Origin of the sequence: Micromonospora sp. NPDC005686 (assembly GCF_042871665.1) — a bacterium.
Lineage (GTDB): Bacteria > Actinomycetota > Actinomycetes > Mycobacteriales > Micromonosporaceae > Micromonospora.
This window is the reverse complement of sequence record NZ_JBIAIY010000023.1, coordinates 1-11,614: the sequence shown is the minus strand read 5'-3', so window position 1 is coordinate 11,614 and position 11,614 is coordinate 1. Positions and strand designations below refer to the sequence as shown.

Below are 11,614 nucleotides of genomic sequence, written 5' to 3'. Positions count from 1 at the left end.
CACCAACATCGCCGCCGGCACCCGCCATCACGCCCGCGACAGCACCCGCCCACTGGCACTCCTCGGCGTCACCTGACGACTTTGCCGGGGCCCTGAGTACTGGGTGCTGGCGAGGTAGGTGGCGAGTCCGGTGACGCTGGTGAGGTAGCCCTGGTCGGTGTAGGTGTTGGTGACGGTCTCGGCTGGCAGGCCGCCCTTGGCGGGCAGGTCGATGGTGGCCAGTGATCCGTCGGCGTAATAGGTGTAGTCGGTGGTGTAGGTGCCGGCGAGGGCCCCTTGGCTGGGGGGAATGACGGTGCTTTGACCGCTGGGCTGGTACAGGTCGGTGTAGCCGGTGGCCTGTTGGGTGTAGTCGCCTGAGGTGTCGTGGCGGGTGGTCGAGGTGAGGTAGCCCTTGGCGAGGGTGTCGTAGGTCCAACTGGCGCGCAGGTTGCCGGTGGCGTTGTCGTCGCGGAGCTCGGTGGGGCGGCTGAGGGCGTCGTAGGTGCGGTAGAGGACTTCGCCGCGGCCGTCGGTGGTGGTGGTGAGCCGGTCGGCGTCGTCGTACTTGTAGGACGAGTCGCCGGCGTCGGGGTCGCTGCTGGCGACGAGGCGGTCGAGCCGGTCGTAGGTGTGTGTCCAGGTGTTGTCGACGGCGTCGGTGATGGAGGTGAGTCGGTCGAGGCGGTCGTAGCCGTAGCTGGTTTCGTCGAAGGCGCCGGTGGGGGTGGCGCCCTGGTATTGGCGTTTGGCAGTGGTGTTGCCTTGGGCGTCCTTGATCAGGGTGACCGGGGTGCCGCCGGCTGGTGGGGTGATGTCGACGCGGTTGCCGTCGTAGGCGGCGAGCGTCTCCCATTTCTTGACGTTCTGCGTCCAGAGGGCGTCGATGGTGGGGCGTTCGAGGCCGTCGTAGGTGTAGCGGCGTTGGGTGCTGACGTCGGCGTCGGCGAAGGTGTACAGCGTGCCGGTGGGTCCGGAGGCGTTGTTGTAGAACGCCGACTCGGCCGCTTCGAGACCTCGGGTGTCGTAGCGGGTGTCGCTGATGACGCGTTTGCCGTCGGGTGCGGTGGTCTGGGTCTGCCGCGGGCGCAGGTGACCGTCGTAGATCTCGTAGGAGCTGATCTGGTTGCCGTTGGGGCCGAGCGTCTTGGTCTGCACGGTGGTGGGTGCGGTCTTGGTGACGCTGTAGGCGTATTCGGTGTTCGGAGTCTGCGACGTGGTGCGGCCCGGCTGCCAGATCTTGATGAGGCGCCCGAGCGGGTCGTACTGGGCTGTGGTGGTCTTGGTGTTCGCGTCGACCGATGAGGTGGGCTGACCACGCAGGTCGAGGGTGTCGGTGGTGGTGTGCCCGGCCGGGTTGGTTTCGGTCACGGAGGTCACCGGGCTGCCGGTGGCGGGCACGTAGTCGAAGCTGGTGGTGTAGTTGAGTGCGTCCTTGCTGGTCTTCACCCGGCCGTGCAGGTCGTAGGTGGTGGTTTCGGTGGTGGTCCAGTTCGGGGTGGTGCCGGTGTAGGAGGCCAACTCGTCGACGCGGGTTTCCAGGCCCTTGGTGGGGGCGGCGCCGAGGGTGGTGGATCCGTCGTAGTAGGTGCGTGTGCCGGCGAGGATGTTCGCGGGCGCGGGGCTGGCGGTGCAGTCGGTGGTGCTTTCCTCAGCGGGCAGCTCGGTCAGCCAGAAGCCGGGCGTGACGTTGCGGGCGTAGGTGTAGGTCGTGCAGGTTTCGTCGCCCGTTGCCGAGGTGTCACCGTTGTCGGTGGTGCTCAGGGGGGTGCCGTAGGTGGTGTCGAACTGGTGGAACACCTCGGATCGGCGCCAGGTCGCGGTGGCGGCGATCCACTCGTAGGTGTGGAAGACCCGCGGCTGGGCGTAGTACGCCTCGAAGGTGGTCGGCTGCGCATACGCCGGCGGCTCGACGCGTTTGGCGGTCAGGCCACGCCATGGCCCGTAGATCTGCCGTAGCAGGGGCTGTCCGCCGGGGGTGGCGTAGTCGATGCGCTCGCGCAGCATGCCGGCGTAGGCGTTGAAGTCCGTGACCGGGTAGTTGTCCGAGGCCATGACGGTGGCCGCACGCGTGTTCTCCCCGGCGTCGGTGCGGTCTCCGTACATGCCTCGGAAGTACACGTACATGGACTGGGAACGGGTCTCGGGGCTGGCGCCCTTGGTCGCGGTGACGATGGGCCACCCGCGAAAGTCCGACCAGCTACGCTTTTCCAGCGGTGAAGCCCAGGCGTTGTCGTTGTGGTGCCAGAGCACGTTGGTCGCCGACCCGACGGTCACCGAGCCGACGGTCGCGGTGGTGGCGTACGCATATAAGGTGGTGACGTTCGGGGACCCGCCGACGTTGTCCCGCTCGGTCACGTCCTTGACGCGGTACTTGTTCCACCACGACCAGCCGCCGACGTTGTCCGGCGGACTGTAGTACTGCGGGAAGCAACGCTTGGTGTTCTGAGCCGGGTCAGCGGGCAGACTGGACACCGTGCAGTCGGAACCCTCGTAGGTAACCAGAACCTCACCGCCGGTCTCGTCGCCGACAGCGGTCACCCGGTACTTGTTCGTGACAGGCACACCAGCGGCGACGTTGAAGTCGGTGCGGTTGGCATACCGGGTGCCCCCGAACGTGACGTCCGGCAGCGTGGAGGTGGCGGTGCCGTCTCCGCCGGTGCGACGGATCCGCGCCAGCCACAGAGCCGGCGAGGTCAGCGCGGCGTCTTCTCCCGTAGCGGGGAACTGGTGCAACAACTCCCACTTGTCGACATCGACATAGCTGGAGCCGCGTCGAACCTGCGCGGTGATGAACTGTAGCCGACGCGCCGTCCAGAACGTCGGACCGGACACCGTGCACGGCGCGGTCGAACACCTGAGATCCCACGGAGTCTCCGGCCAGTTCGCGGTCGTCGGGCTCGTCTCGGTGCCGCAGGTCCCCAGGCAGCGAGGCGCGGTGGAGAACACGACCTGCAATGGTGCCGTCGTGGGCTGGGGGAAGCCGCGCGAGCCGTACTCGATCCGCGACAACGTAGCGGCCCGGTCATAGGTAGACAGGGCGCTGGCGTTACCCGCCCGCGTGGTCCGGTTGTACTCTTTGGAGTAGAAGTACGACATCACGTTGCCGCTGGTGTCTTCGACAAGGTCGAGGTTCCATCGGTAGGCCGTTCCCATGTCACACCACGAGCCCGCGAAGCCGCCCGTCTTGTAGCAGGGGTCGCTGGTGTGGTTGGAGAAAACCGGCACACCCTGGACGGAGAACGTCTCCCGCCCATCGACCCAGTTGGCCCCGAACGTGTAGCGGGTGCCATCGGGGGTGGTCAGCCGCCACCGCTCGTTGTTCCAGTTCCGGGTGGTACTGGTCCCACCCGTCACATATTCGATCTTGGAGCCGTCGTCGTCAGCCAGCCGCCAGAGTTGGGTCGTGTCGTCTCGAACGAGTTCGGTGGACTTGCCGTTCAACACCAACGTGGCGTTGTAGTCGCGCCAACACAGGTCACCGGTGGCGTTGGTGTAGGCCGGGGAGTTCGCCAGGTCGTCCTTGCACGTCCGGTAGGACCGCTCGATGTAACCGGGGTGGTAGTCCCAGCCCTCGCCAATCCACGACGTCTGCGTGTTCTCCCCGTTGGTCTGCCCGTCGACTCGACCGGAGGAGTAACTCAGACCGATCTCCGGGTCCAACCCACCCGCCGACTCCGGTACCGCCATGTCGTACGACCAGGAGAAGTCTTCCGCCTGGCTGCCGGCGGACCAGCTCGCCGAGGCGTTCAACGGCGTCTTCAGGAACGTGCCGGTCTGCCCCGCCGGCCCCGCCACCAAGGCCACCATGGCACCGTCGAGCGGCTGCATCTGCAACGAATCCGGCCCCAACGCGCTCCGCGCCGGCACCTCAACTGCCGCTGACACGACCTGCGCCGCCCTGTCGTGGCGCGTCGGCAACGGTGCCGCCATCCGGCACGACAGCTCCCCCGCCGCATCCGTCAGGCAGCCCTGCAACGACACCAGGCGCAAACCTCGTGAAGCCCACGCCGCGCCGTAGAGCCCCGTCAGCCCCGAATAGTCGATCTCTACCCGAGTCCGGCCCGCGGCGTCGGTCGTGTCGCGGGCCGCGACCCGCACTACCGCCGCCGCCCCCGCCCCCGCCTTACGCGCCTGGCTCTGATCGAAGACCTGCACGTGCACACCGCGCGGAGCGGGCCCAGATCCATCCGCCGTCACAGAGACGGGCAGCCCTCCGACCTCAGACCGCCGGCGCCCCGCGGCCGACGCCGCAGACGCAACATCCAGGTTCGCTGATCCACCGGATGCAGCACGTCCCGGCGAAGACTTCCACTGCTGCTTGCTGGACTGCGACACCGCCGGCTTGCGCGGAGTCACTCGCGAGACCGGAACCGAGCGATCCTTCGCCGCCGCACCGCCGCGAGAAGGCGCAGCGTACGCCGGCACGAACGGCAGCAGCGTCACCGCCAGCAACACCGACACGGCCACCGCGCCCCGACACAGCAACCACCGGGTCGCCGCAATAACTTGCGACGAACGAACCTCTTGGTCCACGACCGCCCCCGTCCCCACACGATCAAGAGTGAGCGAAACGTAGCCACCCACCAACCATCAGTCAATAGAAGATCACAGATGGTTGCCACGAACGATCATCTATCTCCACCAACCGGCCTCCACGGCCACGCAGCGTGCCGACAAAGGGCGAATGCGGACCGCAGCAGACCCTTCGGACCCGCCGAAGAGGTCACCGACAAGGACACCCTGGTCAGATGACTGTCGGTGGGATTCGAGTCTCAACTGCCGGAATCCCGCCCAACTCCCCCGTCGTCGATCTAGAGCCGTACGTCGATGCAGGATCGCCCCGGCGACTGGCATCGGCCGACTCAGGACGACAAGCGGGCAGCAGGCAGGCGGGAAGCAGCCCACGCTGACCACTTCGGTCTTCTCTGGGAGGTCACGCCGGACCACTCGCCGACGTCAGCGCAGGTCAGAGCGCTCCGCGCTGCTCGGCCTCGGTGAGCACTTCGGGCGTGGTGACCACTTCGCCAACCTGCGCCCAATCTGCTCCCACTTGCAAGGCCAAGACACTCAGCGGCTCCTTACCGGCATGACCTGCGCATACTCCCCTGCCACGGAAGATAGAGAGCGGTCGACTGCTGCACAAAACCGTGGAGCACTCCGTGTGAAGCAGGACGCCGCACCCATTCTGACCTGCGGAAACGCGAAGCCGCAGGCAGGGGTGGGTGCAGTTGCGTGCCGGTGGGTGCCCTTCGAGGTAGTTGAGTGCCGTTCAGTGCACCCCGTTGCTCCCAACCCGCTCCCCCGATGCCGGGCTCGTCACAGGGCTGCTGCCGTCGAGCCGGGACGGCCGGGTCCTGCAGGTTGTCGGCAACCGATCGTGGCTGCCGGCCGCAGCGCCCTTGGAGCTATGGCCGACGCCCGGTCAGCGACCGACAAGCTCCGGTGTTCCCGATGTGCTCCCGCGACCCGGGTGTCCTCCGGGCCAACTCACAAATGCCACGCCGTATCAGCGGCAGATCCGGATATCGGATCATGGTTGGGTCGGGCTTCGTGGCGTGCCCGCGTTATGTAGCCGCCGACCTCAGCGGGCCGGAGGTTCAGCATGGGCGGCTCGCCGCCACTGCTCGGTCTCGGTCTGGTGGGAGCCTGTCCGGGTGGCGGTAGCCACCTGTGCGTAACGCTCGGCATCTGCCGAGCCGTCGCCGCCGGTAAGCAAGGTCAAAGGCCAGGCGGGAGTTCCGCCCTGCTCGTCGTAAGCACGCCAGTCCCACGGTCCGTCGAAGTGCCAGGCTCGACCGAGGCGGTCGGCGACATCGTCGCCGAGATTCAGGAAGGCGTACGGCCGGAACACAAGTTTGATCATCAGGGGGATGTCGTCATCCGGGTTTAGGCCGTTTCCCTGCTCAACGGCGTTGACGTCCTCGGACACACCGCGGCGCAGAACCACAATCTCGCGGTTGGGTCGCGGCAGCCAACCTGTCTCGAGCGGCGCATCGAAGCTGTGTGCCTCGATCACGTGCACGACGGTGGGAGGAATGCCGACGCGGCAAGCTGCTCCAACCTGAAGCAGTTCAGCGGAGGGCTCGGTACGGAACAGCTCGTTGGTCCAGCCGGGTGTGCCAGGTCCACGGGCGATCGCGACGTTCCCGTTCCACTCGATCCACTCGACATCCGGATTGTTTTGCCACCATGGCCAGCGAATCGACACGTGACCGCCGGAAACGTCGGCCACCCTCGCCTCGATGAACGGGCAGGAGACCTCCAGCACGTCGCCGGTACGGAAGTTGATGTCAGCCACGAGGCAAAGATCTATCACCCGACCCGGGGACGCGTCGACCAGCCGCGGACGGTCAGGCCTCGATCGTCACTGATCTCGGCAGAGGTACGCAGCCGCGACGACCCTTGCTCGTACAGAACGTGACGACGCGGCGGCGGCCGGCGCACGTGCTCTGCGGCAGATCCGCGCACCGATCATCGGGGGCTCATGCCGTAGGGCGGGGTGGCGTGGATGCCCATGCCGTACTCGTATCGCAAGCCGGCGTCTGCGATGAACTGCGCAGCGTGCGGCAGCACGGGGCGAGAGCCGATCTTGCTGACGGCCATCCGGCGAATCACCCGATTTAGCCTGCCGGAGGCGCTTGTGACCGCCGCCCAGTTCCATGCGGCGGGATCACCGAGTCGCGGCACGGCGGTCGCCCACGTCGAGGCACGCTTCTCCGAGTTGTGGTTGCTATGGCTCCATCGCACCTCCTGCGCCCCAACGGGGCCGCCGTAGTAGAGCTGAACTAGACCCCAGCCTTCGCAGCAGTACCGGAACGTCGGGCCTCCCGGCAAGCCCGGAAGCAGGTCGATCCGCCTAGCCATAGGCGCCGGCCCGCAACCGACGACGAACAACGCCAGGTGCCGTCCATGTGGAGCAGCAGCAACTTCAGCGGCAGCCGAGAATTCCCGCAGCTCGCAGTCCGGCTCCGAGTCGGACTCGAAGATACGGAACAAGCCCAGATCGAAGAGGGCCTCGAGCACCGCGGACCAGTCGTCCTCTGCAGCATAGAAGTCCAAGTTCGGCACGATCTAACTATCCCGGTCGGGCAACACGACCGCCAACCAGCATCCGCTCACGGCTATGAGCGGACGTCGTCGGCCTATGAAGCGGAGCCGCCGGTGCTGACGCTTTCGGGCGCGCCGAAGAGGTCACCGAACAGGAAGCCCTGCTCAGAGGTCCGCCGGCGGGATTCGAGTCCCCACTGCCGGAATTTCATCAACTCCGCCATGGCAGATCTTCAGTCAACGTCCATCCTCTCAACTCGAGGTGGTCGACCTGTGCCACGCTCCGGTGGTGACGATCACCAGAGCGACGGTTGCCGGAGCAGTCGTCGCCCTCGCTGGGCAGGCCCTTGCCACCGGGGTCACGGTTGTCCTGGCCATCGCCGCTGGTGGAGGCCCGAGCGCGGACCTCGACGCTGGCGGGAGACTAGCGGCGCTTGTCTTCGGCGTCGCCGCATACGGCATCGCCCAACTGGTGTTACTGGGCAGTTACGTCGCGTTGTCTGGACGGCTCGGCCGCAGGTCATCCCTTGGCCTCGTGACCGGCTGGGCGGTAGGACTAGTCGTGAGCCTGTTCTACCTGTGCGGAGGGTTCAGTGCTTGATGGGCGGACCTCATCAGGGCCGGATGTTGGCCGCAGCGGGTGATCGGCCCTGTCCGCAACGCCCGTTGCGGACAGGACGGACGGCACCCCGGCGGGTAGGCCGCAGGTAGTTCATGCTCGGACGCCTGCGAACGAGCAGGCGATCGCTGCCCGACTGGAGATGTCTGACATTCTCGTAGCAGAGGCTGGCGAGCAAGGTTCGGCACAGGAGAGCGAAACCCGCAGCTGCATCGGCCGCGCCGATCACTAAGCTGCCGTCCCGAGCCATCGGTGCGGCACTGCGGTTGACCCTTGGCGGGTCGGCTCCACATCATGTGCGACGTGATCGAATGGCGCCGGCGCCTGCCGGCCTTCGGCGTCTCGGCGGCACAACGTGACGTGTGTCGACGATTCGCGGTCGAACCATCGCCGCCGGGCCAGAGGACGACGGTGGGTTTCGCGTTGTCACGTCCACGCGAGCTGGAGCCGCTCAACGCCCTCCGGCATCCAATCGTCGGCGACAGCAACGGCTGGTTCGTGTGGCGTGGGGCCGCGATCCCTCAGGATGACGACACGTTCTTCGCCCCCTTACATGTCGAGCACCTGGAGGAGCACACCGCTGAGCTGGTGCCGTATCTTGCACTTCCGCCAGGTTGGGGCGTCGTTCTGGCACCCGCCTACGAGGACGTCTGGTACGACGAGACTCTCGTCAACGTAGAGGTCAAGACAGCACGCTTCCTCGCGACGCTCGACCTGCCCGCGCCCGACGACCTACCCCGCTGATCACACGACACCAAAGACGCCTCCCTCCTCGCCCTCGTCGTCGCGTCGCTGGCAGGTGGGACGCGGCAGTTTTCACCGGGAAGGGGAACATGGCGACGGACGTGTGGGACGTTCTGCTGGAGTCACAGCGGCTCCACTGGTCGTTCACGCCCTTCGAGCGTGTCGGCCCGATGGAGTTCGGCATGACGCACGACGAGGTTCAATCAGCGGTGCAGGGCGTCCTCGCAGCTGCCACCCGGCAGGGCACCCCGGGCGATGACGGGTGGGCAGATTTCTGGCTGGAGCCCCACCCTGATGCGGGGCTGTCAGGGCCGGCGGTTACCACCTACTACGACGGAACGATCGGGCTCGCCGGCATCGCGCTCAACGCGCTGCGCGGCCCTCAGGTGATCCTTCAGGGAATGCGGCTGGTCGGGCAGACACCGTCACGCCTCGAGCACGAGTTCAATGACTATCTCGTGGCCCGCGACATGGAATTGCGGTACTCGCAACACGCCGATCCGTGCTGCCCTCAGCTGGGGGTGTTGCTGCGGGCGCAGCGAGCCGGCGATGTTGTGCTCAGCCGCCCCGTGGTGGTGGCGAAGGCATGGGCTGATCGCTGCTGGGACACCAGCGAAGGGTGCATTCCGCAGCGGGAGTGGAAGACGTTCCAGTGGTGATCACGCCCAGCCTCGACGAGCAGATCGTCACTGTCGCAGGCACCAGGGCGGGCGGAGGTCGATCCTGCCTCACCCTCCGATCAGAAGCCCCCGGTCAGATGCTGTGGTGTGATGCCAGTTCTCAACTGCCGGAGCATCGGTGCCGTGGCACGATTGATCATGCTCGTGCCTGCTTGCCGATTTCTATCCCGCTGTCACCGAGGAGCCGCCGATGAGTCCGCTTGGCAGCCTCATCTGCGTCGGCTCGCTCACTCTTGCAGCATCGCTGGCCCTGCTCTGGGTCTGTATCCGCGTCCCTGAGAGCATCCAGCGATTGCGGCACCGTCTGACCAGGAAGCGACCCCGCCGGTTACGAAACCATCCGTTGCTTCAGGCTCCGCCGGAGGCGGATCGCAGAGAAGAGACCCTTTGGCGGCCTGAGCTCTACGACTAACGGTCAGGCTCCGGTTGACGCCCGCGCGTCACTACGTCGGGCGAAGCGGCGGTCCTGCGCTACGGAATGCCCCGCAAGTGAGTGGACAGAAACCGTTGGTTCGGCAACGGGCCGCCACGCTACGGTTCGCGGGTGAGCACCCCGCCTCGCGCGACGAGGCAATCGTTCGTCGGTCGCGATCTTCGACAGCGCACCCTCGATGGGCACTCGTTCAAGTTGTGCGACTTCCGTGGCGCCGACCTCCGGGGCGCGTCCCTTCGCGGTGTCAGCTTCGCCGGCTGCGATCTGCGGGACGCCGACCTTCGCGACACCGACCTGTCCTACGCCCGGTTCAGCTACGTCATGACGCACGATCCGGAGTACGGACGCACAGACGTCACTGGGGCACGGTGGAACGGAGCCGACCTTAGAGGCGTCACCGCCGAGCGCGTCACTGGGTGGCCGCACGATCTCTCAGATTCCGGGGTCACGTCCAGTTGACGTTGGGCCACCGAGCTGTCACCGCGTTCACCCGCCTAACCGCGCTACCCCAGCTAGCTGGCCCTGTTGCTGGACCGTGCGCATCTTTGGGTGGCGTTTGACGGCCTAGTACGGCAGCCGCCGTTCGGGATCATGGCTGGAGTTCGAGGTTGAGGCGTCGGGTGTAGTGGGCTTGGCGGGCTCGGGCTTGATGCTGGCGCCGCCAGTCTGACCAGCGCAGACGGTGGGCGAGGTTGCTGAGCGGGCGGATGATGCAGGCGTTGATCAGGCGCCGGACCTCGTTGACGGTGAGCTTGATCAGTCCGGTGTCGGCCGGGTTGTGGTCGGCGGCGTCGGCGGCGCAGATCGCCAGGACGGCGAGGGCGGCCAGGGCGAGGGTGGTGAACCGGTGCCAGGAGTCCCAGCGGCGGACCTGGTGCTGGTCGAGACCGACCTGGCCCTTGGCAGCTTGGAAGCTCTCCTCAACCGTCCAGCGGATGCCCGCGACCCGCACGAGTTGGGCCAGGGTGGCCGGTTGCGGGGTCCAGCAGCGGTAGAAGGCCAGCTCACCGGTGGTGGTGTTGCGGCGGATCAGGAGGCTGTGGTGGCCGCCGTCGTCGGGGTCGGCGTCGGTGCAGACGTCGTCGAGCCAGGCCCAGTCGTAGAAGCGTGGCCCTTTCGACCCGGCACCGGCGCTGCGACGTTGCCACGCCGAGGCCGGCAGCTCGGCGGCGACCCGGTCAGCCCGAACCCGGGTCTTGCCGCCGTCGAGTGGGACCAGGTGGCTGCGGGACACGGCCAGGACATAACCCAGGCGGTGGTGGCGTAGGTGGGCACGGAAGACGCTGCTGTTGCCATAGGCCTCGTCCGCGGCCGCCCACCCGGCCGGGACGCCGGCGTCGACGGCCGCGGTGATCATGTCGGCGGCCAGCTCGGACTTCGTGGCGAAGGCGACCTCGTCGGGAACCCCGGCGGCCTGGCATCGGTCCCGGTCATCGGTCCACGACACCGGCAGGTAGACCCGGCGGTCGATCAGCGTGTGCCCATGCCGGCTGGCATAGCCGCAGAACACCCCCACCTGCGCATTCTCGATCCTGCCGGCGGTGCCGGTGTACTGGCGTTGCACTCCGATGGTGTGCACGCCCTTCTTCAGGTCCCCGGTCTCGTCCACGACCAGCACCGCGTCCGGATCACCGAACCGGCCCACGACCACCGCCCGCACATCGTCGCGGACCGCATCGGCATCCCACACCGCCCGAGACAACAACCGCTGCATCGCGTCCGGCCGGGCATGCCCGGCCCGCTCCGCCAACTGCCAGCACGTCTTGACCTCGATGTCGGCCAGCAGCCCTGTCACGAACGCCGTCGCCGTCCGACGCGGCTCGACCCGCCCGAAGCGTCCCGCGAACGCATCGCACACCCCGGTCAGGACTTGCCGCCACCGGTCTGGGTTTACGCTGTGGCACGCGGCCACCGCCAGATCTGAAGTCATGTCCACAGCAGACAGACGATCACGCGGTGGCCGCACCTCGTCTACCCGGCCCCACCAGCGACATCTCAAACGGCGGCTGCCGTACTAAGGCGTGTTTCATAAGCCGGTCAGAGCCATTCGGTGATGATGGTGATGGTCAGGACGGCGTGGAACCGGACGGCCAACTTGTCATAGCGGGT

At 67.0% G+C, this 11,614-nt stretch carries 8 protein-coding genes; 4 read left to right on the top strand and 4 right to left on the bottom strand.

What is annotated here, in order from left to right:
* Positions 1-27: 27 nt before the first annotated feature.
* From ACFYON_RS28880 to ACFYON_RS28870, 3 genes are all read right to left on the bottom strand, one after another.
* Positions 28-4,137 (bottom strand): hypothetical protein, encoded by a 4,110-nt coding sequence (locus ACFYON_RS28880; protein ID WP_387321270.1) that lies wholly within the window; start codon positions 4,135-4,137, stop codon positions 28-30.
* 1,426 nt (positions 4,138-5,563) lie between these two features.
* Complete coding sequence (locus tag ACFYON_RS28875; RefSeq protein WP_387189092.1) at positions 5,564-6,280, bottom strand: hypothetical protein; 717 nt, start codon at positions 6,278-6,280, stop codon at positions 5,564-5,566.
* Positions 6,281-6,453: 173 nt separating this feature from the next.
* The gene (locus tag ACFYON_RS28870) at positions 6,454-7,050 is read right to left on the bottom strand and encodes a hypothetical protein (RefSeq protein WP_354874733.1); all 597 of its coding nucleotides are present in this window, start codon (positions 7,048-7,050) and stop codon (positions 6,454-6,456) included.
* 268 nt (positions 7,051-7,318) lie between these two features.
* Between ACFYON_RS28870 and ACFYON_RS28865 the strand changes: the two genes are divergently transcribed.
* The 4 genes from ACFYON_RS28865 to ACFYON_RS28850 all read left to right on the top strand — a co-directional run bounded on the left by ACFYON_RS28865 (position 7,319) and on the right by ACFYON_RS28850 (position 9,964).
* Entirely contained in the window at positions 7,319-7,630 is a 312-nt protein-coding gene (locus ACFYON_RS28865; RefSeq protein WP_135240954.1) for a hypothetical protein, read from the top strand.
* Positions 7,631-7,942: 312 nt separating this feature from the next.
* Positions 7,943-8,392, top strand: a complete 450-nt coding sequence (locus ACFYON_RS28860; protein WP_209310321.1) for a hypothetical protein — start codon at positions 7,943-7,945, stop codon at positions 8,390-8,392.
* An 89-nt stretch (positions 8,393-8,481) separates the two neighbouring features.
* Entirely contained in the window at positions 8,482-9,051 is a 570-nt protein-coding gene (locus ACFYON_RS28855) for a hypothetical protein (protein ID WP_209310322.1), read from the top strand.
* Positions 9,052-9,565: 514 nt separating this feature from the next.
* Entirely contained in the window at positions 9,566-9,964 is a 399-nt protein-coding gene (locus ACFYON_RS28850; protein ID WP_135240955.1) for a pentapeptide repeat-containing protein, read from the top strand.
* Positions 9,965-10,094: 130 nt separating this feature from the next.
* Here ACFYON_RS28850 and ACFYON_RS28845 read toward each other — a convergent pair whose 3' ends face one another.
* Entirely contained in the window at positions 10,095-11,435 is a 1,341-nt protein-coding gene (locus tag ACFYON_RS28845; RefSeq protein ID WP_278090470.1) for an IS701 family transposase, read from the bottom strand.
* Between the last annotated feature and the right edge of the window lie 179 nt (positions 11,436-11,614).

Coding starts and splice junctions, on each gene's coding strand:
- ACFYON_RS28860 (WP_209310321.1), top strand. CDS start 7,943: ATGTGCGACGTGATCGAATGGCGCCGGCGCCTGCCGGCCTTCGGCGTC.
- ACFYON_RS28855 (WP_209310322.1), top strand. CDS start 8,482: ATGGCGACGGACGTGTGGGACGTTCTGCTGGAGTCACAGCGGCTCCAC.
- ACFYON_RS28845 (WP_278090470.1), bottom strand. CDS start 11,435: ATGACTTCAGATCTGGCGGTGGCCGCGTGCCACAGCGTAAACCCAGAC.